The organism is Komagataeibacter rhaeticus (assembly GCF_003207855.1).
GTDB classification, from domain to species: Bacteria; Pseudomonadota; Alphaproteobacteria; order Acetobacterales; family Acetobacteraceae; genus Komagataeibacter; species Komagataeibacter rhaeticus.
On sequence record NZ_NKTZ01000028.1, the window covers coordinates 1 to 23,372 of the forward strand.

At 63.2% G+C, this 23,372-nt stretch carries 24 protein-coding genes and 1 tRNA gene; 12 read left to right on the forward strand and 13 right to left on the reverse strand.

Going from position 1 to position 23,372, the window contains the following annotated elements; translation table 11 throughout:
* Positions 1-203, forward strand: a 203-nt coding sequence (locus CFR78_RS16475; protein WP_220032413.1) for a hypothetical protein, incomplete at its 5' end; no start/stop codon positions are given.
* Positions 204-316: 113 nt separating this feature from the next.
* On the opposite strand, the gene clpB is transcribed toward CFR78_RS16475, so the two are convergent.
* The 7 genes from clpB to miaA all read right to left on the reverse strand — a co-directional run bounded on the left by clpB (position 317) and on the right by miaA (position 10,185).
* Positions 317-2,920 carry an ATP-dependent chaperone ClpB gene (clpB, locus tag CFR78_RS14515; RefSeq protein WP_034930948.1) on the reverse strand — a complete coding sequence of 868 codons (2,604 nt, stop codon included), beginning with the start codon at positions 2,918-2,920 and terminating at the stop codon, positions 317-319.
* 435 nt (positions 2,921-3,355) lie between these two features.
* The gene (locus CFR78_RS14525) at positions 3,356-4,420 is read right to left on the reverse strand and encodes an aldo/keto reductase (protein WP_034930975.1); all 1,065 of its coding nucleotides are present in this window, start codon (positions 4,418-4,420) and stop codon (positions 3,356-3,358) included.
* A 175-nt stretch (positions 4,421-4,595) separates the two neighbouring features.
* Positions 4,596-5,324, reverse strand: coding sequence for a fumarylacetoacetate hydrolase family protein (locus tag CFR78_RS14530; RefSeq protein ID WP_034930951.1), 729 nt, complete (start codon positions 5,322-5,324; stop codon positions 4,596-4,598).
* Positions 5,325-5,561: 237 nt separating this feature from the next.
* The gene (ilvC, locus tag CFR78_RS14535) at positions 5,562-6,581 is read right to left on the reverse strand and encodes a ketol-acid reductoisomerase (protein ID WP_007397353.1); all 1,020 of its coding nucleotides are present in this window, start codon (positions 6,579-6,581) and stop codon (positions 5,562-5,564) included.
* Between the two features lie 60 nt (positions 6,582-6,641).
* Positions 6,642-7,157, reverse strand: a complete 516-nt coding sequence (ilvN, locus tag CFR78_RS14540; protein ID WP_034930953.1) for an acetolactate synthase small subunit — start codon at positions 7,155-7,157, stop codon at positions 6,642-6,644.
* Between the two features lie 100 nt (positions 7,158-7,257).
* On the reverse strand, positions 7,258-9,081 hold the full coding sequence (ilvB, locus tag CFR78_RS14545; protein WP_034930955.1) for a biosynthetic-type acetolactate synthase large subunit: 1,824 nt from the start codon (positions 9,079-9,081) through the stop codon (positions 7,258-7,260).
* Between the two features lie 69 nt (positions 9,082-9,150).
* On the reverse strand, positions 9,151-10,185 hold the full coding sequence (gene miaA / locus CFR78_RS14550; RefSeq protein ID WP_034930958.1) for a tRNA (adenosine(37)-N6)-dimethylallyltransferase MiaA: 1,035 nt from the start codon (positions 10,183-10,185) through the stop codon (positions 9,151-9,153).
* On the opposite strand from miaA, the gene serB reads away from it, so the two are divergent.
* Positions 10,184-11,092: a phosphoserine phosphatase SerB gene (serB, locus tag CFR78_RS14555; RefSeq protein ID WP_034930959.1), complete on the forward strand. Its 909-nt coding sequence runs from the start codon at positions 10,184-10,186 to the stop codon at positions 11,090-11,092. The two genes, miaA and serB, sit on opposite strands and share 2 nt — an antisense overlap.
* On the opposite strand, the gene CFR78_RS14560 is transcribed toward serB, so the two are convergent.
* Positions 11,082-12,041 carry a cation diffusion facilitator family transporter gene (locus tag CFR78_RS14560; RefSeq protein ID WP_007397348.1) on the reverse strand — a complete coding sequence of 320 codons (960 nt, stop codon included), beginning with the start codon at positions 12,039-12,041 and terminating at the stop codon, positions 11,082-11,084. The two genes, serB and CFR78_RS14560, sit on opposite strands and share 11 nt — an antisense overlap.
* Positions 12,042-12,183: 142 nt before the next feature.
* Here CFR78_RS14560 and CFR78_RS14565 point away from each other — a divergent pair, with 142 nt between their 5' ends.
* Together CFR78_RS14565 and CFR78_RS14570 are read left to right on the forward strand one after the other, a co-directional pair.
* Entirely contained in the window at positions 12,184-13,035 is an 852-nt protein-coding gene (locus tag CFR78_RS14565; protein WP_034930962.1) for a carbon-nitrogen hydrolase family protein, read from the forward strand.
* Positions 13,032-13,835: an NAD kinase gene (locus tag CFR78_RS14570; protein ID WP_034930965.1), complete on the forward strand. Its 804-nt coding sequence runs from the start codon at positions 13,032-13,034 to the stop codon at positions 13,833-13,835. The genes CFR78_RS14565 and CFR78_RS14570 overlap by 4 nt, the downstream gene beginning before the upstream one ends.
* A gap of 106 nt (positions 13,836-13,941) precedes the next feature.
* Here CFR78_RS14570 and CFR78_RS14575 read toward each other — a convergent pair whose 3' ends face one another.
* From CFR78_RS14575 to CFR78_RS14595, 5 genes are read right to left on the reverse strand one after another with little or no spacing between them, the layout of a single operon-like run.
* Positions 13,942-14,661 (reverse strand): M48 family metallopeptidase, encoded by a 720-nt coding sequence (locus CFR78_RS14575; protein WP_034930968.1) that lies wholly within the window; start codon positions 14,659-14,661, stop codon positions 13,942-13,944.
* Positions 14,661-15,149 (reverse strand): YcgN family cysteine cluster protein, encoded by a 489-nt coding sequence (locus tag CFR78_RS14580; RefSeq protein ID WP_007397344.1) that lies wholly within the window; start codon positions 15,147-15,149, stop codon positions 14,661-14,663. Before CFR78_RS14580 ends, CFR78_RS14575 begins: the two co-directional genes overlap by 1 nt.
* Before the next feature lie 37 nt (positions 15,150-15,186).
* Positions 15,187-15,651 (reverse strand): hypothetical protein, encoded by a 465-nt coding sequence (locus CFR78_RS14585; RefSeq protein WP_181417550.1) that lies wholly within the window; start codon positions 15,649-15,651, stop codon positions 15,187-15,189.
* A complete protein-coding gene (locus CFR78_RS14590) occupies positions 15,651-16,685 on the reverse strand; it encodes an extracellular solute-binding protein (RefSeq protein WP_034930970.1) in 1,035 nt (344 codons plus the stop codon). The genes CFR78_RS14585 and CFR78_RS14590 overlap by 1 nt, the downstream gene beginning before the upstream one ends.
* Positions 16,686-16,731: 46 nt before the next feature.
* The gene (locus tag CFR78_RS14595; protein ID WP_034930972.1) at positions 16,732-17,844 is read right to left on the reverse strand and encodes an ABC transporter ATP-binding protein; all 1,113 of its coding nucleotides are present in this window, start codon (positions 17,842-17,844) and stop codon (positions 16,732-16,734) included.
* A gap of 99 nt (positions 17,845-17,943) precedes the next feature.
* On the opposite strand from CFR78_RS14595, the gene CFR78_RS14600 reads away from it, so the two are divergent.
* The 8 genes from CFR78_RS14600 (at position 17,944) to CFR78_RS16115 (ending at position 23,308) form a co-directional block, all read left to right on the forward strand.
* Positions 17,944-18,201 (forward strand): hypothetical protein, encoded by a 258-nt coding sequence (locus CFR78_RS14600; RefSeq protein ID WP_007397340.1) that lies wholly within the window; start codon positions 17,944-17,946, stop codon positions 18,199-18,201.
* A gap of 40 nt (positions 18,202-18,241) precedes the next feature.
* On the forward strand, positions 18,242-18,667 hold the full coding sequence (locus CFR78_RS14605; RefSeq protein ID WP_007397339.1) for a hypothetical protein: 426 nt from the start codon (positions 18,242-18,244) through the stop codon (positions 18,665-18,667).
* Positions 18,668-18,848: 181 nt separating this feature from the next.
* Positions 18,849-19,328 carry a MarR family winged helix-turn-helix transcriptional regulator gene (locus CFR78_RS14610; protein WP_007397338.1) on the forward strand — a complete coding sequence of 160 codons (480 nt, stop codon included), beginning with the start codon at positions 18,849-18,851 and terminating at the stop codon, positions 19,326-19,328.
* 223 nt (positions 19,329-19,551) lie between these two features.
* Entirely contained in the window at positions 19,552-19,746 is a 195-nt protein-coding gene (locus tag CFR78_RS14620) for a DUF1656 domain-containing protein (RefSeq protein WP_007397336.1), read from the forward strand.
* A gap of 27 nt (positions 19,747-19,773) precedes the next feature.
* A complete protein-coding gene (locus CFR78_RS14625; RefSeq protein WP_007397335.1) occupies positions 19,774-20,685 on the forward strand; it encodes an HlyD family efflux transporter periplasmic adaptor subunit in 912 nt (303 codons plus the stop codon).
* Positions 20,686-20,700: 15 nt separating this feature from the next.
* The gene (locus tag CFR78_RS14630) at positions 20,701-22,218 is read left to right on the forward strand and encodes an efflux transporter outer membrane subunit (protein ID WP_007397334.1); all 1,518 of its coding nucleotides are present in this window, start codon (positions 20,701-20,703) and stop codon (positions 22,216-22,218) included.
* A gap of 185 nt (positions 22,219-22,403) precedes the next feature.
* Positions 22,404-22,491: transfer RNA gene (locus CFR78_RS14635), tRNA-Leu, on the forward strand.
* A gap of 361 nt (positions 22,492-22,852) precedes the next feature.
* The gene (locus CFR78_RS16115; RefSeq protein WP_146221307.1) at positions 22,853-23,308 is read left to right on the forward strand and encodes a hypothetical protein; all 456 of its coding nucleotides are present in this window, start codon (positions 22,853-22,855) and stop codon (positions 23,306-23,308) included.
* Positions 23,309-23,372 lie beyond the last annotated feature (64 nt).

The window sequence follows — 23,372 nt, forward strand, 5'->3', positions numbered from 1 at the left end:
CACCCAGTCCAGGCCGCCAATCATCACCCCCTAAAGAGCAACAACCGCGCCGCCAGCATATCCCTTCCAGATACTCTCTCTATTCTCTTGTCAAAGACCCGCCGGAGCAGCAGCGCCGTCCGGTGAAGGGGCTTTCACGGATATTGGCCCACCCTGTCAACGCTACCCCCAAAACACAGGAAAACAACGGAAATCCGCCATAAACCCCACTTAACATTCACAATGCGAACCAAAAAAACGAAGAAAAAAAGATATTTATGTGAAAAAAGGAGGGGCAGGCCCCTCCTTTTCCCAACTTTAATGCGGCGTGCCGCGATCAGTCGGCTTCCACCTCGGTTCCATTGATGGTCAGGTGATCATTCTTCGCATCAACAGTGACCGTTTCACCATCATGGATGGTGCCTTCCAGCAACAGACCCGCCAGCGGGTTCTGCAGGGCACGTTGGATCACGCGCTTGAGCGGACGGGCGCCATACACCGGATCGTAGCCTTCATTCGCCAGCCATTCCTCACCCCCCTTGTCCAGGCGAAGCTGGATATTGCGGTCAGCCAGCAGCTTGCGCAGGCGCCCGATCTGGATTTCCACGATCTTGCCCATATCCGCCTTCTGCAGGCGCGAGAACAGGATGATCTCATCCAGACGGTTCAGGAACTCGGGCCGGAAGTGGTTGCGCACCACCTGCATGACTTCGGGGCGCACCGTCTCGACCGATTCCCCATCGGGCAGATGGGCCAGCACGTCGGAGCCGAGATTGCTGGTCAGCACGATCAGGGTGTTGCGGAAATCAACCGTACGACCCTGCCCATCGGTCAGGCGGCCATCATCAAGCACCTGCAGCAGGATGTTGAAGACGTCCTCATGCGCCTTTTCCACCTCATCGAACAGGATGACCTGATAGGGCCTGCGCCGCACCGCTTCGGTCAGCACGCCGCCCTCCTCATACCCCACATAGCCGGGAGGCGCGCCCACCAGGCGGGAGACCGCATGCTTCTCCATGAACTCACTCATGTCGATGCGCAGCAGGGCCTTCTCGTCATCAAACAGGAAGCGGGCCAGCGCTTTACACAGCTCGGTCTTGCCCACGCCCGTGGGGCCAAGGAACAGGAACGACCCGATGGGGCGGTTGGGGTCCTGCAAGCCTGCACGGGCACGACGCACGGCGTTGGACACGGCCTTCAGGGCCGGTTCCTGCCCCACCACGCTCTTGCGCAGTTCATCTTCCATGCGCAGCAGCTTGGCGCGCTCGCCCTCCAGCATCCGGTCCACCGGCACGCCGGTCCAGCGCGACACCACGGCGGCGATGCCCTGATCGGTCACGGTATCGCTGACCATGCCATCGCCCTTGCTGATCTGGTCCGCCTCTTCCTGCGCCTTGGCAATCTGGGCCTGAAGCTGCGGCAGGCGGCTGTACATCAGTTCCGATGCACGGGCCAGATCGCCCTTGCGCTGGGCAATCTCGATATCCGAGCGGATCTGGTCCATCTCCTCCTGCAGCTTCTGCACGGCGTTGACGCGGTCTTTTTCCGCATGCCATGCCGCCGTCAGCGCATCGGACTTTTCCTGCAGTTCCGACAGTTCGGCTTCCAGCTTGACCAGACGCTCCCTGCTGGCCGCGTCATCTTCCTTGCGGATGGCCTCGCGCTCGATCTTGAGTTGGATCAGGCGGCGGTCCAGTTCATCCAGTTCCTCGGGCTTGCTGTCGATCTGCATGCGCAGGCGGCTTGCGGCCTCGTCCACCAGATCGATGGCCTTGTCGGGCAGGAAGCGGTCGGTGATGTAACGGTTGGACAGCGTTGCCGCCGCGACCAGCGCGCCATCGGAAATACGGATACCGTGATGAAGCTCGTATTTCTCCTTGATGCCACGCAGGATGGAGATGGTGTCGGCCACTGTCGGCTCACCCACATAGACCGGCTGGAACCGGCGGGCGAGGGCGGCGTCCTTTTCAATATACTTGCGGTATTCATCCAGCGTGGTGGCACCGATGCAGTGCAGCACGCCACGGGCCAGTTCGGGCTTGATCAGGTTGGAGGCATCCATCGCGCCATCGCTGCGCCCCGCACCGACCAGCGTGTGCATCTCGTCAATGAACAGGATCACCTGACCTTCGGCGGCCTCGATTTCCTTCAGGACCGCTTTCAGCCGTTCCTCGAATTCGCCCCGGAATTTGGCGCCCGCCACCAGCGCGCCCATGTCGAGCGAGAGCAGCTTCTTGTTCTTCAGCGCCTCGGGCACGTCACCATTGACGATACGCTGCGCCAACCCTTCCACAATGGCGGTCTTGCCCACGCCGGGCTCACCAATCAGGACAGGGTTGTTCTTGCTGCGGCGCGCAAGCACCTGAATGGCGCGGCGGATTTCCTCGTCACGGCCAATCACCGGGTCCAGCTTGCCCTGCAGGGCGACTTCGGTCACGTCACGCGCGTATTTCTTCAGCGCGTCAAAATTGGCTTCGGCGTTTTCGCTTGTCACGGTACGTCCCTTGCGGATGGCGGCAATGGCTTTTTCAAGCGCCTGCGGTGTGGCGCCGCCGGCGCGCAGGGCCTGACCCGCCGGCGTTTCGGACGCGGCAATGGCAGCCAGCAGGCGGTCCTGCGCCACATATTCATCACCTGCCTTCTGAGCGGCCTGCTCGGCATTATCCAGCAGACGGACCAGCTCGCCCGTGGCGGTGGGCTGGCCCGCGGCGCTGCCCTGCACCTTGGGCAGCTTGGCAAGGGCTGCGTCATTGGCGGCGGTAATACCGGGCACCTGCCCGCCAGCCGCGTGGATAAGGGAGGACGCGGCACCCTGATCATCATCAAGCAGGGCCTTGAGCAGATGCTCCGGCGTCAGCTGCTGGTTGTAATCGCGCATGGCAATGGTCTGGGCTGCCTGCAGAAAACCGCGTGACCGTTCTGTAAACTTCTCGATATTCATATGTTTCCTCGTCCCTCTTGATCAGGCGACAAAAAAGGTTCCGCCGTGCGCCGTCCCTCAACAGGCAACGGCATGGCGCTGGATTCCAGATGGGATCAACTGGATGTTATTACAAGATATCGGAAGTGATTTCCCTCCCCAGCCACCTGTCGCGCGCATAAGGTCATGGGCGATGTGGAACGGGGGATAGCTGATCATCGGCGGGCGGTCCGCAGCCTTGATCCAGATCAACTTTGCCGTGCCTTCTTGGCGCAACGGCCATTCGCCCAGCGGTATGCGATACCCGCCGGGGGAAAGCAGCCCGACGGGAAACGGCTGTCAGACAAACCCTTGATAGAAATGATGGAAGTTTTTGGGTGCCGCCTTTTTTCAAAAAGGCGGCGTTCTCTGAAGCTTTTTGAAAAAAGCTTCACCAAAAACTTCCTTGCGCTGTTTTTATTTATTCTTCTTTGCCAGCGTCGGTCCCAGTAGCAGCAGGTCGGCGGCCGAAAGACGGTCTGACGCCGTGCTGGCCTGATGCCAGAAGGGATAGAGGATCGGCGGCGCGCTGGCGTCATCAAGGCGGCTGATTTCTTCCGCCGTCAGGCTCAGGTCAATGGCCTTGAGGTTATCGACCAGCTGTGCCTCGGTCCGCGCACCGATCACGACGGATGTAATGGCAGGCCGCTGCGCCACCCATGCCAGCGCCACCTGGGCTGCGGAGATGTTGCGGCTTTCGGCGATGCTGACCAGCACCTCCACCACGTCATACAGTTTTTCAATATCGTAAACCGGGGGTTCGCCCCATTTCTCGATCTGGCGCGTGCCTTCGGGCTGCGGCCTGCCGCGCCGGTACTTGCCCGACAGCAGACCGCCCGCAAGCGGGCTCCAGACCTGCACGCCAATGCCCTGGTCCACGGCAACGGGCAGGAGTTCATATTCCGCCTCACGCCCCTGCAGGGAATAGTAGATCTGCTGCGAGACGGGCGCGATCAGGCGGTTGCGCTCCGCCGTGCCCAGCGCCTTCATGATATGCCATGCCGAGAAGTTGGAAACCCCGGCATAACGGATCTTGCCCGCGCGGGTCAGGGTGTCCAGCGCCTCCAGCGTTTCATCCAGAGGGGTCTGCCCATCCCATTCATGCAGGTAATACAGGTCGATATGATCACGGCCCAGACGCTTCAGGCTGGCTTCGCACGCACTGACCAGATGGAACCGCGACAGCCCCGCGTCATTGGCACCCGGTCCCATGTTGAAGCGCGCCTTGGTCGTGACCATCACATCGTCACTGCGGCCCTTGAGGGCAGCCCCCAGAATCTCCTCTGACACGCCGGTGGAATAGATATCCGCCGTATCGAACATGTTGATCCCGGCATCAATGCACAGGTCGATCTGGCGGCAGGCCCCGGCAAGGTCGGTATTGCCGGTCTTGGCAAAGTTGCCCTTGCCACCAAAGGTCATGGTGCCCAGGGTAAAGGCCGAAATCCGCAGACCGGAACGGCCAAGCTGGCGATACTGCATGTTTTTTTGATCCTTCTGCCTGATGGGCGAAAAAAACCCGCATCCGCGCCCACGGGGCACGCATGCGGCCATATGATAATGAACCGGCGCGGCGCGGGTTACGCATGGCCCGTCACGAACACGGGCATCATGGCGTTTTACGACACCTGCGGCGCGCAGGCTGCCCGCGCCTGCTCTAGCCGGTATAGGTCACGTTCAGTTCACCCACACCGGCGCAGGTGGCGTACAGCACATCACCGCGCCTGACCGGCCCCACACCCGACGGGGTACCGGTCATGATCAGGTCCCCCGCACCGAGGGAGACGAACCGGCTGAGAGCGGAAATGATTTCCGCCACCGACCAGATCATATCCCGCAGGTCGCCTTTCTGCCGGGACTCGCCATTCACGCTCAGCGTGATTGCACCGTTTTCGGGGTGGCCCGTGACCGATACCGGCACGATGGGGGAAATGGGGCAGGACTGGTCAAATCCCTTGGCCAGATCCCACGGGTGGCCCGCCTTCTTGGCTGCGGCCTGCAGGTCACGTCGCGTCATGTCCAGGCCGACCGCGTAGCCATAGACATGCGTCAGCGCCTTTTCCACCGCAATGTCATGGCCATCGCGCCCGATCGCGGCCACCAGTTCCACTTCGTGATGCAGGTCGGACGTGCTGACCGGAAACGCCAGCAGCCCGCCGCCGGGCACTACCGCATCCCCCGGCTTGGAAAAGAAGAAGGGTTCGGAGCGTTCGGGGTTGCTGCCCATCTCGCGCGCATGGGCGGCATAGTTCTGCCCCACACACCATATCCGCCGGACGGGAAAGACACCCTTACTTCCCTCCACTGGCACAACGGGCAGGCTGCAGGGGGGAATCACGTAATCCGTCACGGTACGGTGCTCCTTCAGGTTTTTCCGGTCGCGCATGGTGGCACCCGTTACCCGGTCGTGTCACGGCAAATACGGGGCCGCCGTCACAGGCGGACATAAAAAAAACGCCAGCCGGAACATCTCCGGCTGGCGTTGTAATTTAAGGGGGACGCAAGACCGCCACCCGAAAGGACGTTTCTGATGGCGCTTTTTTCAAAAAGCCCCAAGGAACGCCGCCTTTTTTAAAAAGGCGACACCCGAAAACTTTTATCCTTTTTTATCAACGACTGATTTTTAGTTACGCGACTTGTCGACCAGCTTGTTCTTGCCGATCCACGACATCATGCCGCGCAGCTTCTCGCCCACTTTCTCGATCTGGTGCTCGTTATTGCGGGCACGGGTGGCCTTGAAGCCGATATTGCCGGACTGGTTTTCCAGAATGAAGTTGCGCACGAAGGTGCCGTCCTGGATGTCGGTCAGGATCTTCTTCATCTCGGCCTTGGTTTCCGGCGTGATCACGCGCGGGCCGGACACGTATTCACCATACTCCGCCGTGTTGGAGATGGAGTAGTTCATGTTGGCGATGCCGCCTTCGTAGATCAGGTCCACGATCAGCTTCATTTCGTGCAGGCACTCGAAATACGCCATCTCCGGCGCGTAGCCCGCTTCGACCAGCGTCTCGAAACCCGCACGGATCAGTTCGACCAGACCACCGCACAGCACGGCCTGCTCGCCAAACAGGTCGGTCTCGACTTCTTCCTTGAAGGTCGTCTCGATGATGCCCGCACGCCCGCCGCCATTGGCGGATGCATAGGACAGCGCGATTTCCAGCGCATTGCCCGAAGCGTTCTGGGCCACGGCCACCAGCGACGGCACGCCGCCACCTTTCTGGTATTCGGAACGCACGGTGTGGCCCGGGCCCTTGGGCGCGATCAGGAACACATCCAGGTCGGGACGGGCTTCGATGATGCGGAAATGGATCGCCAGGCCATGGGCAAAGGCAAGGGCCGCACCCTGCTTGAGGTTCTTTTCCAGCGATTCCTTGTACAGCGCGCCCTGGCCTTCATCGGGGGTCAGCACCATAACCACATCCGCCCATTTGGCGGCATCGGCCGGGGTCATGACCTTGAAGCCGGCGGCCTCGGCCTTGGCCACGGCGGTGGATTCGGGGCGCAGGCCGACCACGATATCGGTCACACCCGAGTCCTTGAGGTTGTTGGCATGGGCATGGCCCTGGCTGCCGTAACCGATGATGGCCACCTTCTTGCTCTTGATCAGGTTCACATCGGCATCGCGATCATAATAGACGCGCATAATCTTGCTCCTTGGGAAAAAACGGTAAAAACATGTGAAACGGTAAAACCCGGCGTTCCCTTACAGGATCGCGGCACCCCGGGCGATAGCGGCGACACCCGTGCGCGAAACCTCGGCCAGGCCAAGGGGACGCATGAGGTCGATAAAGGCATCAAGCTTGTCGGTCGCACCCGTCAGCTCAAAGACAAAGGACGTGGCCGAGGCATCGACCGGATGGGCACGGAAAGCCTGGGCAATGCGCAGCGCGTCGGCCCGGCGTTCCCCGCTGGCAATCACTTTCACCAGCGCCATCTCGCGCGCCACATGCGGGTCCTGCCCCGTCATGACCGATACGCGGTACACCGGCACCAGACGCGCCACCTGCGCGCGGATCTGCTCCAGCACATGCGGGGTGGCGGTGGTGACGATATTGATGCGCGACTGGCGGCGGGTCTCATCAACCGGGGCCACGGTCAGGCTCTCGATATTGTACCCACGACCGGAAAACAGGCCGATGACACGCGCCAGCGCACCACTTTCATTCTCGACCTGAATGGCAATGACCGCAGAGACCGGGCTCTCCTGCTGCGTGGTCATGATTGTGTTTCCTGACTGCTGAAGGCGCCACCGCGCGCACTGTCGCGGCACGGTGGCAGGAAAGGACAAGGGCATGCCGGCGGCATGCGCCGGGGCGGGATCAGACCAGCATGCGGCCTTCCGCGCTGATCTCGTCATCCTGCCCCGGACCCAGGATCATCTGGTTATGCGCCGCACCCGACGGGATCATGGGGTAGCAGTTCTCATCCTGCGCAACGCAGATGTCAGCCACCACCGGACCGGGATGGGCCAGCATTTCGGCAATCACGCCATCCAGTTCGCCCATGCAGGTCGCACGCAGGCCACGGCCATGGAAGCTTTCCGCCAGTTTGACGAAATCGGGCAGGGCCGCGCTGTAGCTTTCGGAATAACGCGATTCATGCAGCAGTTCCTGCCACTGGCGCACCATGCCCATATACTGGTTGTTCAGGATGAACACCTTAACCGGCAGGCGGTACTGCGCGATGGTGGACAGTTCCTGGATGTTCATGAGCGTGGAGGCTTCGCCCGCAATGTCGATCACCAGCGCATCGGGGTGGGCAACCTGCGCGCCAACGGCGGCGGGCAGGCCATAGCCCATGGTGCCCAGGCCACCCGAGGTCAGCCAGCGGTTGGGCTTGTCGAAGCCGAAATGCTGGGCGGCCCACATCTGGTGCTGGCCCACCTCGGTCGAGACATAGGTGTCACGCCCGGTGGCGGTGGCCAGTTCATGCAGGCGCCGGATGGCGTATTGCGGGCGGATGATGGCATCCGGCGCCATGTCCTGCACGAAGCCAAGGCTGTCACGCGCACGCCATTCGTTGATCTGGTGCCACCACTGCGCCATGTCGATCGGCTGGCGGGTGTTGGCGGGGGTGCAGTCCCACTCCTCCAGCATCATCTCGATCACGCGACGCGCGTCCCCCACGATTCCGACATCAACCGGCACGATCTTGTTGATCTGGCTGGGGTCGATATCGGCATGGATCTTGAACGACGTGGGAGAGAACGCATCCAGCCGCCCGGTCACCCGGTCATCAAAGCGCGAACCGAGCGCGATCAGCACGTCACAGCCATGGGTGGCCATGTTGGCCTCGTACGTGCCGTGCATGCCCAGCATGCCCAGGAAACGGCGGTCACCCGCAGGCATCGACCCCAGCCCCATGAGGGTGGAAGTACAGGGGAAGCCGGTCTTTTCCACCAGGCGGCGCAGGGCGGCGGATGCCTCCGGCCCGGCATTGATGATGCCGCCGCCGGTATAGAACAGCGGCCTGCGCGCGCCCTTCATGGCGGCCACGGCGCGCGAGATCGCATCGCGCCCCGGTTCGGTCTGCGGCTGGTAGGACGGGTGCGGCGCGCGGGCCGGCGCGACATAGGGCGCGGGACCGACCATCAGGTTCTTGGGCAGGTCGACCAGCACCGGACCGGGGCGGCCACTGCGCGCGATATGAAAGGCTTCGTGCACGCTGGGCGCGATCTCGTCCGCGCGGCGCACAAGGTAGTTGTACTTCGTGGCGGGCCGGGTGATGCCGGTGGTGTCGGCCTCCTGAAAGGCATCGGTGCCGATCAGCGGCACGCCCACCTGCCCGGAGAAGCAGACCACGGGAATCGAGTCGAGCATGGCATCCAGCAGCCCGGTCACCGTGTTGGTGGCGCCGGGGCCGCTTGTCACCAGCACCACGCCCACCCTGCCAGTGGAACGGGCATAGGCTTCCGCCGCATGCACGGCCGCCTGCTCATGGCGGACCAGAACGTGGCGAATCGTATTCTGGCGGAACAGCGCATCATAAATGGGCAGTACCGCGCCACCGGGATAGCCGAATATGACCTCGACCCCCTGCTCGCCCAATACGCGCAGAAGGACCTCGGCACCGCTCTGGACAACGGGCGTGTCCGTGCCGGTGGCATGAGGTTTCAGGTCGGTCTGGTGCGATGCTGCGTTCATGTTCCTGCTCCTTCGCCGTGGCGGCCGCAACAGCCGGCCTGCCATTACAGGCGAAATCCCGCGCCGGGTTTACGGAAAGCCTTGGCCCGCGTCAATGCAGTTAATAACAAAAGAAATGATTTTATTGTCACATCTTTCCATTTGTTGCGCATTCGGGCAATTTTCAAAGCGTTTTTCATATACATATGTGGCGGCAGGTGCCGCCAGCGCATGATGGGCGAACCATGTGGCCTGGCGCTTCGTGTACTGCCCGGTCAGCGTGATCGCCCGCGCCGTGGCATCCGCCAGCGTCATGCCGCCCCGCAGCACGGCCGCCAGTTCGGGCACGCCATGGGCGCGCATGGCGGGCAGGTCCGGCGGCAGGCCCTGTTCCAGCAGATGGGCGACTTCCGCCATCGCGCCCTGTTCCACCATGGCGTGGAAGCGCCGCGCTATGGCGGCCCGCAGCATGTCACGCGGCGGGTGCAGCCTGACGGCAATGAAGCGGGCGGCAAGGGGTGGCAGCACCGCCTCGCGCCGCCACCACGCCAGTCCGTGGCCGGTGGCCAGACGGACCTCCAGCGCGCGGGCAATGCGCTGGCCATCGGCGGGGCGCAGGGTGGAAGCCGTCTCGGCATCCAGTTCATGAAGTTCCGCATGCGCCCCCTCCGGCCCAAGCTGGGCCACCATGGCGCGGGCCTGTGCGCGAATGGCATCGGGCGGCTGGGGAATATCGGCCAGCCCATCGGTCAGGGCGCGGAAATACATGCCCGTCCCCCCGCAGAACACCGGCACGCGCCCCGCATCCCACGCCGCCTGCGCGCATGCCATGGCCTGTTCGCGCCACCAGGCCACGCTGCCGGTCCGTGCTGCGGGCAGCACGCCATACAGCGCATGCGGCACACAGGCTTCATCGCACGGGCCGGGGCGGGCGGTCAGGATGCGCAGTTCGCGGTAGACCTGCATCGAATCCGCATTGATGATGGTACCCCCCACCCGCCGGGCCAGCGCCAGCGCAAGCGCGGACTTGCCCGAACAGGTCGGACCCGCCACGATCAGCGCCACGCGCCCCTGCCCCACGGACGGGGGCGTCTGTGCACCAACCCAGTTGTAACCGGACCCCATGCCTGATTCCCCTTCCCTGACCCATACCCTTGTACTGGTGGCGACGCGTGACGCCACATCCCTTACCCCGGTCGATATCCAGGTCGCGCGCGACCTGGTGCGGGGTGCTGCCCCCGTCACCCTTTCGGAAGGGGAAGCCGTCGAGATCGCCTGCCCGGCACCCGAAACATGGGACAGCCCCGGTATCGGGTCCGTACGCGCGGCCCTTGCCGAACGGGCGCTGGATGTGCTGGTAACCCCCGCCCACAACCGCCGCAAGCGCCTGCTGGTGGCGGACATGGACAGCACCATCGTCAACTGCGAAACGCTGGATGATATCGCGGCCCATGCCGGGATTGGCGAGAAGATTGCCGAGATCACGCGCCGGTCCATGAACGGGGAGATCGAATTCGAATCCGCCCTGCATGAACGCGTGGCCCTGCTGGCCGGCCGGCCTGTCAGCCTGCTGGAGCGGGCGTGGCAGGACGTGAAGCTGAACACCGGCGCGCTGGAACTGGTGCGCACCATGCGGGCCAATGGCGCACGTACCGCACTTGTCTCGGGCGGGTTCACGTTCTTTACCCGCAAGGTTGCGGCCCGGTGCGGCTTTGATGAAAACCACGCCAACACCCTGCTCACCCGGGGTGATACGCTGACAGGCAGGGTGGGCGAACCCATTTTAGGCCCGGACGCCAAGCTGGCCCACCTGAAGCGGCTGGTGAAGGAAGAAATGCTGGATATGGATGACGCCATGGCCACGGGCGATGGCGCAAACGACCTGGCCATGCTGCGGGTGGCGGGCGCGGGCATCGCCTTCCATGCCAAGCCCGCTGTCCGGCGCGAGATCGGCAATCAGGTCAATCATACCACCCTGCGCACCCTGCTGTTCGCCCAGGGCTACCGGGCGGACGAATTCGTTACAGTGTAGGCGCGCCCCCCGTGGCGGCCGTGCCCGCGGGCTGGGCACGGCTGTCCTGGGCCTCGATGAACACGCGGGTCACTTCGGGATAGGCCTGCTTGATCTGGCGCTCCAGCGCGCTGACCACGATCTCCACCTGTCCGGCCGTCAGGTCGTTGCGGAAATCGAGGCTGATTACCACCAGCACGTCACGCGGGCCGAAATGCATGGAACGGATTTCATTGATCCGCTCCACCCCCTGTGCCGCCAGCGCCATGCGGCGCAGCGCGGCCAGCACCTCCGGCGCAACGCCTTCCCCCGTCAGCAGGGACTGGGATTCGCGCGCAAGGAACGTTGCCGTCACCGCCAGGATGCAGGCAATCACGATGGAGGCCACGCCATCAAGCACCGGCATGTCCAGCACCTCGGACAGGATATTGCCCACCAGCGCCACGGCCAGGCCGCCCAGCGCCGCCGTATCCTCGAACAGGACGGTAAAGACGGTGGGGTCCTTGCTCATCTGCACGGCTTCCACCCAGCCGCGCCTGCCCTTGCCCTCCTTGCGGAAGGCCCGCAGGGCCAGCAGCCAGACCGATCCCTCGAACACGATGCTGGCCACAAGCACGGCATAATTGACCAGTACGTGCGCGACGGGTTGCGGATGGATGATGTGGATGATCCCTTCATAAAGCGAGACCCCCGCCCCCAGACCAAAAATGAGCAGGGCAACCACGAAGGTCCAGAAATACAGCTCCAGCCCGTGGCCAAACGGATGCGAGGCGGTGGCCGGACGTATGGCACGCCGCATGCCGACCAGCAGCAGCCCCTGGTTGCCGGTATCGATCAGGGAATGGATGGCCTCGCTCAGCATCGAGGCGCTGCCGGTCAGGAAGGCCGCGCCGAACTTGGTGGCGGCCACAAGCAGGTTGCCGGCCAGGGCCGCGAAGATGACGGTGCGGGAAGATGAGGAATGTGCCATTGGTTTTTCAGTACGAGATCTGCCCCCATCCTATCGCCCGCCCACCCGTTTTAACAGGCCGCGCGCACGGGTCGTGCCGGTTGCGGGCGTGGGGGCGGCTGTCCTATGGTCGGCGGGAATCATCCATGGAGTACCTGCCCTGATGCGCACCACTGTCATCCAGATGGCGCCCGGCGCATCCGCGCCCGAAAACACGCAGCATGCCCGCGCGCTGATTACGGCTGCGGTCAGGGCGGACAGGCCCGACCTTGTCATCCTGCCCGAGATGTGGAGCTGCCTGGGCGGGACACGGGACATGAAATTCGCCGCCGCCGAAACCCTGCCCAGCCCCGATGGCATGGGGGAGGCCGGGCCGCTGTACAGCTTCCTGTCCGGCATGGCGCGCACGCATGGCATCATCCTTCATGGCGGCTCGATCGGTGAACGGCATGGTGACAGGCTGTTCAACACATCGCTGGTGTTTGACGCCCATGGCCATGAGCGCGCGCGCTACCGCAAGATTCACCTGTTCGATGTCACGACCCCCGGTGGCGAGGGCTATCGGGAGAGTGATACCTACGAACCCGGCTCCGACATCGTGACCGTCCCGCTTTCCGCCAGCATGACGGCGGGGCTGGCCATCTGCTACGACATCCGCTTTCCCGCCCTGTTCCACACCCTGCGCGCACGCGGGGCCAACATGCTGCTGGTCCCCGCCGCCTTTACGGTCGAGACCGGCCTTGCCCACTGGGAGACCCTGCTGCGCGCGCGCGCGATCGAGACCCAGTGCTGGATGGTCGCCTGCGGCACCACCGGCACCCATATGGATGAAAACGGCCAGAAGCGGCGCACCTATGGCCATTCCATGATCATCGACCCATGGGGCACCATCGTGGCCCAGGTCTCGGACGGGCCGGGCTGGAGCACGGCGCGCCTTGAACGCGACGTGGTGGAAACCATACGCGGGCGCATGCCGGTCATGGCGCATCATCGCCTGTCCATCCACACACCATGACCGAGATGTCGTACCCCGGCTGGGCCGATGGGTACATTCCCGACAGGCTGCATTTCTGCGCCGCGCCGAACGAGAGCGCCCAGCTCTGGCTGGCTCGGCTGGTGACGCAGTATGGGCAGTACCCCGCATCGGATGCCGATGCCATGGTCTGCCTGGGCGGGGACGGCTTCATGCTGGAAATGCTCCATACCACGCTGGAGCGCACGCTGCCGGTCTATGGCATCAACTGTGGCACGGTCGGCTTCCTGATGAACCCCGCCGTGCCCGACAACCTGCCCGAACGCCTGGCGGCAGCCCAGATGGCGATCCTGCACCCGCTGCGCATGGAGGCCACGACACGCGATGGCGGCTGCATCCATGCGCTGGCGCTCAATGACGTGTTCCTGTTCCGCCAGACAAGGCAGGCCGCCAAAATCCGCATCAACGTGGATGGGCGCGTACGCCTGCCCGAACTGATATGCGACGGAGTGCTGATCTCCACCCCCGCGGGTTCCACCGCGTACAACCTGTCCGCCCACGGCCCGATCGTGCCGCTTTCGGCCAACCTGCTGCCACTGACCCCCATCAGCGCCTTCCGCCCGCGCCGGTGGCGGGGGGCACTGCTGCCCTCCACGGCACAGGTGCGCTTTGACATACTGGAAACCGACAAGCGCCCCGTCGCCGCCGTGGCCGACTTTACCGAGGTGCGTGATGTGGTTTCCGTGAAAATAACCGAAGCGCGCGAACTCCACACCACCGTGCTGTTCGACCCCGGGCAGAGCCTGTCCGAACGGATCATTGCCGAACAGTTCACCGCCTGAACGCAAACGATCAAGAGTTTTTGGTGAAGCTTTTTTCAAAAAGCTTAGAAAAACGCCGCCTTTTTGAAAAAAGGCGGCACCCAAAAACTTCTATTCCCTTTTATTTTCAGGCCGGGACCAATCGGTGCAGGCTGGCACCATGGGTGTGCAGCCATTTCTCGGCCTGACGGCGGTGGGGGGTCAGTTCATCAACCAGCAGCCAGAAATCCGGCCCGTGGTTCATGTGGCGCAGATGGGCAAGTTCATGGGCAATGATGTAGTGCTGGACTTCACGCGGGGCCATGACCAGCCGCCAGCACAGCATGATGGTGCCATCGGATGAACAGCTTCCCCACCGGCTTTTCGTATCGCGCAGCCTGACCTGCGTGGGTCGCAGGCCCGCCTGCCCGGCCTGTATGCCCAGCCGGGCGGGCAGGAGATGCTGCGCCTGTGCGCGCAGGTAGGCCCCCACGCGGCGGGCGATGAAGTCCTGTTCGCCGCTGACATGCAGCCTGCCATCTTCCAGCCACACGCCCCGACGGGCTTCGGGCGCGTGGTGGATCTCCAGTGCCGCGCCGTCCAGCAGCACCCTGCCGCCGTGGCGCAGTTCGGCCACGGGCGGCAGGCGCGACAGCCCCGCCACGACCCAGGCGGAATGCGCGCGCAGCAGCGCCAGTCCATCCGCCCTGCGTGCGCCACGTGGCAGGGTGATGATGACATGGCCACTGCGCGGATCGATGCGCATGGAAATCCGCCGTGCCTGCCGCGAGGGGCGCCAGCACACCGTAACCGTGCCCGATGCGATGGGTACGGTTTCCAGCGTGCTGTCACCCGTATCTGTCGCCATCAGCGCCGCCGGGGGCGCGTGCGGCAGAACGCCCCCCTGGGCGCTTCACCCGGCCAGTCGATCACATGGTCCTCCAGCATGCCGGCATGGCGTTCGCTGATCACCCGGCCACTGACGGATATGCCCGCCTCATGCACCGTCTCGGGCGTGCCGGACACCAGCGGGTGCCACCAGGGCAGCGGCTCCCCATCACGCAGCAGCACATAGCCGCAGGTGGGGGGAAGCCAGTCGATATCGGCCAGCCTGTCCGCCGTCAGCGTGATGCAGTCCTGCACCCGGCTCTGGCGGTGGGCGTAATCGCTGCACTGGCAGGTTTCGGTATCCAGCAGGCGACAGGCGACATCGGTGAACAGCACGTCATCGGTCTCGTCCTCGCGCAGTTTGTGCAGGCAGCACCGGCCGCAGCCGTCACACACCGATTCCCATTGCGCGCGGGTCATCTGGTCAAGCGGTGTCGTTTCCCAGAAGGGTCGGGTCTTGTCTGTCATGATCGTGGTCCTGACGTGTACACCAAGTAAAGAGAGTCTATGGCCATGAAGCCGCCGCCATGGCGCACAGCGTGACCATGATGGCGCAGCCGGCGGCCACACCCGCAAGCGGCCAGCCCAGAAGCGGCAGCCACAAAAGGCGCAGCCGCGCCTGCGCATCCGCGCCCAGCCCGCTGGCCGTGCGCGACAGGGTGGGGGGAATGCGCCGCAATGCGCACAGCAGCGGCCACATGGCGGCTGGTGCCAGAAGCACGCCCTGTATCATGCATCCCGCAACCGTGGCCCCCTTTGCAAGACCTGGCCACCATACCGCCAGCACCAGACCCGGCAGCATGCAGGCCAGCAGCAGCCCGCGCAGGAGCACGCACTGCGCCGGCCATGTGCCGCGCAGCATGGCATGCGCCCACAGCACCAGCAGGCTGGCCAGTACCAGCCCCAGCAGGACGCAGGCACCATCCACCCCCAGCAGGCCCGCGGGATGCCCCGTCAGGACCGGCATCATCAGCCAGCCCCCCGCAGCCAGATGTCGAAACGGCGCGACAGGCTGGTGTAATGCCCCTGCCAGAACTGCACATCCACGGGCAGGACCCTGGCGGGATGTCCCGCATCCGGGCCGGGTGGCGCCCCGTAGCGGGCCATGAAGGCCGCCTGCCTGTCGGGCTGCACGATAAAATGCAGCAGATCGCGCGACTGGCCCAGCCGGGCCGCCGGCTGCCCGGCCACCACACCCCATGACAGGCCGTAGGACAGGGCCATGTCCGCGCTCACGCCAATCGCCTGCCCGCCATGCGCGGGCAGCATCATGACCGCATCACGGGGTGCGCTGCTCATCAGCACCTGCCCGCGCGCCAGGATGCTGGCGGCCTGCGCGGGGGTGGACCACCATGTTATGTAGGGCCGCAGCTGGCTCAGCTTGCGGAATGCGCGCTCCACCCCCGCATCGGTGGCAAGCTGGGCATAGACATCTTCCGGGGGCACGCCATCGGCCATCAGCGCGATTTCCAGCGTGGTACGCGGATCACGGCGCAGGCCGCGCTTGCCGGGAAAGCGCACGACATCCCAGAAATCGCCCCAGCGTGGCGCCATCTGCCGCCATGCCTGGTCCCACGCCACGACCACCTGCGTGGTCAGGCCCGGCACGCCACAGCCATCGGGGTTGGCGGTACTGCCCGCCAGGTGCACGACCAGCCCCGCCATGCAGGCAGCACGGATGGTGCTGTCTTCCGCAAGGACCAGCGACCATGTGCCCCCCGTTCCCGCATGCAGGCCGTGATGGTCCAGTTCGGGCAGGCCGCCATTCCATGTCCGGTGCATGACCGCCACCCCCGACTGACGGGAAAAGGGCTGGAAAAAGGCGTCATCCTGCACCTGTTCCAGATGCGACTCCACACTGGCCACAACAAGGGCGGCCCGGTGCTGCCGTGTCCGTGTCGCACCCTGCGCGCCGGGGCGGGGCGCCACGGACAGCATGACCATGGCGGCAAGCAGGCAGGACAGGACGGAACGGACAGGGCTGCGGGGCGCGGGCTGGGACACGGGGAAGAAACAGTCTTTCTGGCAGGGGCGGAAGAATGGCCGGACGCTACCCCATTTCGCCCCGGAACGGAAAGGCAATTGCCTGCCCCGGCTGCCATGCCAGCAGCGCCACCTGCCCCGGCATCACGCGCTGCAGGGCGGGCGTGGGCGGCCTGCGCGCCAGCAGTTCCTCGCCATTCGCCAGGCGGAAACGCAGCAGCACATGGTCGCCCATCTGCCGCAGGTCGGTCAGCGTCGCCTCCAGCAGGGGCGGCGCATCCGGATCATCGGCCACGATCCCGGCACGGGTGGGAAACAGGACCGCAATCCGGTCGGGGCGGATGCACAGCGTGGCCAGCCGGTCGGCCACCACACCGGGCGCGGCCATGGCCTCGACCGGCAGGCCACCGGGCAGATGGGCGCGGGCCACGTCCTCCTCCACCCGCGCCACGCGCACCGTCAGGCTGTTGGCATGGCCAAAGCCGGTGGCCACCCGGTCACAGGCCGGGCGTTCGAACAGGTCCAGCGCCGTACCCTGCTGCATGATTTCCATGCCGGCCATATAGGCAACCGTATCACCCAGCAGCAGCGCATCCTCACGCGCGCGGGTCAGCAGCACGACGCACAGCCCGCGTGCGCGCACCAGCCGCGCCACAAGGCGGCGCATGGCCGCGCGGGACACGGGCGGAAGCGGGGTGAAGGGGTCCTCCAGCACCAGCACGGGCGGCTCGAACACCAGGGCGCGCCCGATCATGACACGCAGCGCCTGTTCGGGTTCAAGGCGTGCGGGACGCGCGTGTTCCAGCCCGTCCAGCCCCAGCAGCGCGAGAATGGCGCGTACCCGTGCCGCCACCGCCTGCGACTCCATCCCCCGCGCCCGCAGCCCGAATGCCAGATTGGCCGCGACCGTCATGTGCGCGAAAAGCGGGTCCCGCCACCCCACCACGGCGCAGGGGCGGCGGCCGGCGGGCAGGCCGGTCACATCCCGCCCATCCACCATGACCTGCCCCGCCACGGCCGCCACATGGCCCGCCAGCGCATCCGCCAGCATGGAAAGACAGGCCGCGCCATCATTCACGACAGCCAGACAGGTGCCCGCCCCGGCACGCAGGGACACCACCGGCGCGCCGGGCACGATCCCGAGCGCGTTGACAACCAGCCGAGAGGAGAAAGGAGACATGCGATAACAGAAACCTGACTGGGGGGATAACGCGTTATAAGCAATGGTTACCTCCTTACCAGAGGATTATCCGCACCTTACCCCGTAAAGGATACGATCATGAGCAAGACCGATTCCATCAAGCACGTCACCCATGAAGACCTGCAGGCCCTGAAAACCCATATCGAGAACCTGCTCCACACGCATGGCAAGCAGGCCCTGCATGACGTGGCCAGCAAGGCCGAAAAGCTGGCGGGCCAGGCCCGTGAAAGCCTGGAGGAACAGGCCCCGAAGAAAGGCGGCTCACGCGGTCGTTCGCTGGTGGCTATCGCCATTTTCTCGGCAATCGGGTATTTTCTTGGCCGTGCAACGAAATAAGGCGATATAGCCTGCTGCAACCAGAGGATATGCGAGCATCATGAAAATAGGCGAACTCGGTAAAACCATCATCGAAGGGGAACTGACCCTACGCAAACTGATGGCGATCCGTCTTGGGCGTCAGGCCGCGTTCCTGGTTGTGGCAGCAGTATTCGCCTTTTTTGCCGCCATTTCCGGCCATGGGCTGCTCTGGGCGCTGTGTTACCAGACATTCGGCTTCAGCGCCCTTGGCTCGGCGGCGGCGGTGTTCGGCCTTGACGTGCTGATCGTGCTGATGGGGCTGGTCATGGGGCGGCGTTCCTACATGACACCGGAAGAAATCAAGGTACGATTCGCACGCGAACATGCCATGAATGAACTGCGGCAGAACCTGGCCCTGTCGGCCGTTGCCGCCACGATGGCAGGCCCGCTGACCCGCCATACCGGCCGGGCGATCTGGAACCTGTTCCGCGGCCGGGGCAAATAAGGCCCGCGGCCTTTCCGAAGCTACCTGTCTGGTGATGATCCACGTCATTGCCAGATAGTATCCATGCTGAAATTGCATTGGCTCACATTGTCGTTTTCTGGAAACGTGCAGCTTGTGAATATACTAAGCACGCAAATGGTTTGCATGCTTAATACCTGTATGTCCCCGCTGGCGGAACAGAATGCCCGATCTGGAGCGCAACGAGAAGGAACTGTCATTTGGTCGTCGCCTCGCCCGGCTTGGAGCCGCATGGCGCAGGCAGGTCGACCATGACCTGCGCGACTATGGGCTGACCGAAGCCACATGGCGGCCTGTCCTGTATCTGGGCCTGCTGCCGCCGCCCGTGCGCCAGACCGATCTTGTACGTGCCCTTGAAATCGAAGCCCCATCCGTAGCCCGCCTGCTTGATGTACTTGAACGCCGCGACCTGGTGTTCCGTTCCCCCGACCGTGAAGACAAACGCTCCAAGCTGGTCAGCCTGACGGAAAAAGGCGAATGGACCGCACGCCAGGTCCGTCACGCGGTGGAAGCCGTGTCCAGCCGCCTGCTGCATGGCATCTCCACGCCTGAACTGCTGGCCTGCTATTCCGTATTCGAACGGATCGAGGCCAATCTGTGCGGCAGGCCAGCCCCCCACGCCCGCGGTCCGGGCCAGCCATGAACAACAGACCCGTATCCTTCCCCTTCTGGCAGGCGGGCGCCCCAGTCACCGGGTGCCAGCATTTTGCCGGCACGGGTGTGGCATCTTTGCAGTTCGGGTCCTTTGCCGGTTTCTTCATGGCACATGGTCCGCTACAGATAGCGCCGGACAGGTGCGGCGCCCGCACCGGCCTGCCCGCGCCTGCTTCCCCTTCAACGGGACCGTTCGGAATGAGAACCGCCTGATGCTGAGCGAATTCAACCTATTCGGTGTCTTCATGGCACCGATTGTCGTCTATGCCGTGGCCGCCCTGCCTGTCACCATGCTGCTGCGTTCGCTGCTGTGGTGGTGCGGTGTAATGAAATGGTTCTGGCATCTCGCCCTGTTCGAGGTTGCGCTATACACTTGCGTCCTCTGCCTGATGATCCTGTACATCTGACTGTCCCAAAAAGGTTCGAGAATCCCCATGCCCCTCCTGCGCACCCTGATCCGTGTGGTCCTGACCCTGGCGGTCGTGACGATGGCCATCGTCATGGGCGTCACCTTATGGGACACCTACATGATTGCCCCGTGGACACGTGACGGACGTGTCCGTGTCTATGTGGTTGACGTGGCGCCGGAAGTCTCGGGCACGGTGGTGCAGCTGCCCGTGGTCGACAACCAGTTCGTGCACCGGGGCGACCCGCTGTTCGTGCTTGACCCGGTGCGCTTCCGCCTGGCGATCCGTGAGGCGCAGGCCCGGCTGGATGGCGCGCTGGAGGACCTGAAGCTCAAGCAGAACGATGCACGCCGCCGTATGGGGCTGGGTGGCATCGTGTCGGCCGAAGAGCAGGAGGTCTTCAACTCGAACGTGGCAACCCAGATCGCATCGGTCGATGCGGCGCGCGCGGCACTCGACCTTGCCAAGCTGAACCTGCAGCGTTCCATCCTGTATTCCCCCGTCAATGGCAACATCACCAACCTCAACCTGCGGGTGGGTGACTACGTGACCGAGGGCCATGCCCGGCTTGCGGTGATCGACGCCGATTCGTACTGGGTGAACGGCTACTTCGAGGAAACGAAGATGTGGGGCGTGCATGTGGGGGATGAGGCACGCGTCAAGCTGATGGGTTACAAGGACATCCTGCCCGGCCATGTGGTCAGCATCGCGCGCGGCATCAATGACCAGAATGGCAAGCCCGACGGCCTGGGGCTGCAGGATGTCAGCCCGATCTTCACATGGGTGCGGCTGGCGCAGCGTATCCCGGTGCGCATCCATCTCGACCATGTGCCGGACAGCGTGACGCTGGCGGCCGGCATGACCGCAACCATAAGCGTGGGCCCCCAGTCCCGTACCCAACGCGGCCGTCTGACGACATGGCTGCAAGACCACCTGTAAGGCGCGGGCACGATCATGAACATCAACTCAGTTACCCGCCGGACCGGCCTGCTGCTGACATCGGCCATCTTCCTGGCCGGTTGCACGGTGGGGCCGCGTTACCAGCCCGACCGGATGAAGCCACCAGCCAAGTTTACCGAGGATGACCACGCCGCCACCCCCGAGGAAATCGAGGAAACCAACAAGGAACTGAAACAGTGGTGGCACCTGTTCAGGGACCCCGAGCTTGACAAGCTGATCGACAAGGCGATTGCGGGCAACTACAACCTGCAGGTGGCGGGCCAGCGGATCATGGCGGAACGCGCCATTCGTGATGTGCAGGCATCGCAGTGGTATCCGCAGGTGGATGCACAGGCTGCCGCCGGTGACGTGCGATATTCGATCAATATCGACAACTGGCCGCTGCGCCCCGGCAATCCGGTCAATCATCCCGAAGCATCCTATCTTGGCTACGGATTCAGCGCGAGCTGGCAGATTGACGTGTTCGGCCGCATCCGCCGCAGCGTGGAAGCCCAGAACCGCGCGGTAGAGGAATCGATCGAGGACCGCCGCGCCGTAATGGTGATGATGCTGTCCGAACTGGCCAGTGACTACATGATGCTGCGCGACCAGCAGCTGCGGCTGACCATTGCCAACAACAACATCCATGTGGCGCAGGATGCCTATGACCTGACCAACCGGCTGTACCTGGAAGGTGTGGGCAACACCATGCAGATCGCGCAGGCCAAGGCGGAGCTGGATTCACAGACCGCCGCGCGCGAACCGCTGAAAACCCATATTTCCCAGATCACCCACGCCATTGACGTGCTGATGGGGCAGATGCCCGGCACGTCGGAACTGGAACTGAAGGTGGCCAAGCCGCTGCCGCCGGTGCCGGAATTCCCGTCCACCCTGCCGTCCATGGTCATTGCCAACCGGCCTGACATCCGCAAGGCCGAACGGACCTATGCCGAGGCCACGGCGCGGATTGGCGTGGCGGTGGCGCAGCTTTACCCGAACTTTACCATCCCGCTGAATTTCAACCCCAATGCATCGGCCCTGTATCAGGTGTTCCAGATGGGGGGCATGAGCTGGCAGTTCCTGATGATGGCGTCCCTGCCGCTCATGCATGGTGGCAAATACACCTCGCAGATCCGCATGGCGCAGGCGGCGGCCGAAGCCAGCCGCCTTGCGTACCGCCAGTCCGTTCTCAACGGCTTCAAGGAAGTCGAGGATGCGATGGCCGCATGGCATGATGACGAGGAACACACCGAACTGCTGGCCAAGGCGGCGGAAGACAGTGCCCTGGCCAGCGAGCGCGCACGCAAGCTGTACGCAGCAGGTCTTGTCGGCTTCCTTGAGGTGCTGACCACCGAGCGCACGACCCTGAACGCCCAGAATGCCGAAGCGATGGCCCGGCTGGAGCGGCTGCAGGATGCGATCAACCTCTATACGGCACTGGGTGCGGGCTGGCAGGGTATTGCCCTGACCAATACGACGCTGCCGGTATCGCTTGAAAAACAGAACATGCTGGCGCGCGCGTTCCAGCAGTAACCCACCCCTTCCGACCGGGTAGCTGGCACGTCCTGCTGGCAACCCGGCTCGGGGGAAAAGTCCTGCCGGCAGCAGCCCCATTGCCGGCCTTCCCCATGGGGCGTGATGACCCCCGGGGCACTATTTAATAAAATCATGTCGGATGATTGTCCTGTGCGCAGCGTATGCTAAACAGGGCGCCATAGGCGAGCTTGGCGGAATGGTAGACGCACGAGACTTAAAATCTTGCGCCCGTTACAGGGCGTGCGGGTTCGAGTCCCGCAGCTCGCACCATATACCAGAAGATAACCTGTTGCTTTCAAAATGGTTTTTCTTGGTTTTGGTCATTTAAATCAGAAAAAAGCTGATTTCTCCAAAATCCTTCTCCAAGGGAGACAGGACTTTGCTGAAACTGGTCAAAGACAGGTATCACGTCGCGTTGGCAGGTACATTAGCAGAAAACGTACATTATCACCTGCAACGCACAGAAATATCATATCATTTTATCGCATCAAGGTAGATCATCCATTACAGAATTATCGATACGGATAAACGACGATCCATCGGGCATTGTCTGTTACATAATTTTTCCAGCCGCAGATTTAGACACATAAGTCATTATCGGATTTCTGACGTGTAGGAGCATTGTGAAAACGTGACAACATTCGAAGATATCGTCCACACCTGTGATAATCTTATGGGTCTCAAACCAGTCTGGGGACTTTCAGAAGAACCTGTCATGTGCTTTTCCAAAAAAGGAACAGCAAAATCAGTAGCTGAACGATCCTTGACACAGCACTATTTTATCACAATTGGCGCTGGTTCTAACGTACCACAGGAATTCAAGGGCAGAATTCTGGAATTGGTAAGAGCGACAGGGAAATACGGCGAAACAGCTGCTTTTGTCCGAAATTCCGTGCTAAAAGAGAGACTCTCACAATGGCCTTTTGCGATAGTTACGTCCGAAACGTATGATGTCATCGGCCATCCAGATATCCTGAGCGATGTAGGACTTCCGGACAAAAAAATCATAACTAATGCATATGATAGCGTTTATCGCGATGAAGAACGTATCAGGTTCTTCCGTACTTTTCGTGATGATGTTTTTTGATTATGCGGGCTGAAGGACACGCGCCCTGAGGAGTTCGAAGCCTGCTCTTCCGAACATGGTTCGC

Coding starts and splice junctions, on each gene's coding strand:
- clpB (WP_034930948.1), bottom strand. CDS start 2,920: ATGAATATCGAGAAGTTTACAGAACGGTCACGCGGTTTTCTGCAGGCA.
- CFR78_RS14525 (WP_034930975.1), bottom strand. CDS start 4,420: ATGCAGTATCGCCAGCTTGGCCGTTCCGGTCTGCGGATTTCGGCCTTT.
- CFR78_RS14530 (WP_034930951.1), bottom strand. CDS start 5,324: ATGCGCGACCGGAAAAACCTGAAGGAGCACCGTACCGTGACGGATTAC.
- ilvC (WP_007397353.1), bottom strand. CDS start 6,581: ATGCGCGTCTATTATGATCGCGATGCCGATGTGAACCTGATCAAGAGC.
- ilvN (WP_034930953.1), bottom strand. CDS start 7,157: ATGACCACGCAGCAGGAGAGCCCGGTCTCTGCGGTCATTGCCATTCAG.
- ilvB (WP_034930955.1), bottom strand. CDS start 9,081: ATGAACGCAGCATCGCACCAGACCGACCTGAAACCTCATGCCACCGGC.
- serB (WP_034930959.1), top strand. CDS start 10,184: ATGCCTGATTCCCCTTCCCTGACCCATACCCTTGTACTGGTGGCGACG.
- miaA (WP_034930958.1), bottom strand. CDS start 10,185: ATGGGGTCCGGTTACAACTGGGTTGGTGCACAGACGCCCCCGTCCGTG.
- CFR78_RS14560 (WP_007397348.1), bottom strand. CDS start 12,041: ATGGCACATTCCTCATCTTCCCGCACCGTCATCTTCGCGGCCCTGGCC.
- CFR78_RS14565 (WP_034930962.1), top strand. CDS start 12,184: ATGCGCACCACTGTCATCCAGATGGCGCCCGGCGCATCCGCGCCCGAA.
- CFR78_RS14570 (WP_034930965.1), top strand. CDS start 13,032: ATGACCGAGATGTCGTACCCCGGCTGGGCCGATGGGTACATTCCCGAC.
- CFR78_RS14575 (WP_034930968.1), bottom strand. CDS start 14,661: ATGGCGACAGATACGGGTGACAGCACGCTGGAAACCGTACCCATCGCA.
- CFR78_RS14580 (WP_007397344.1), bottom strand. CDS start 15,149: ATGACAGACAAGACCCGACCCTTCTGGGAAACGACACCGCTTGACCAG.
- CFR78_RS14585 (WP_181417550.1), bottom strand. CDS start 15,651: ATGATGCCGGTCCTGACGGGGCATCCCGCGGGCCTGCTGGGGGTGGAT.
- CFR78_RS14595 (WP_034930972.1), bottom strand. CDS start 17,844: ATGTCTCCTTTCTCCTCTCGGCTGGTTGTCAACGCGCTCGGGATCGTG.
- CFR78_RS14600 (WP_007397340.1), top strand. CDS start 17,944: ATGAGCAAGACCGATTCCATCAAGCACGTCACCCATGAAGACCTGCAG.
- CFR78_RS14605 (WP_007397339.1), top strand. CDS start 18,242: ATGAAAATAGGCGAACTCGGTAAAACCATCATCGAAGGGGAACTGACC.
- CFR78_RS14610 (WP_007397338.1), top strand. CDS start 18,849: ATGCCCGATCTGGAGCGCAACGAGAAGGAACTGTCATTTGGTCGTCGC.
- CFR78_RS14620 (WP_007397336.1), top strand. CDS start 19,552: ATGCTGAGCGAATTCAACCTATTCGGTGTCTTCATGGCACCGATTGTC.
- CFR78_RS14625 (WP_007397335.1), top strand. CDS start 19,774: ATGCCCCTCCTGCGCACCCTGATCCGTGTGGTCCTGACCCTGGCGGTC.
- CFR78_RS14630 (WP_007397334.1), top strand. CDS start 20,701: ATGAACATCAACTCAGTTACCCGCCGGACCGGCCTGCTGCTGACATCG.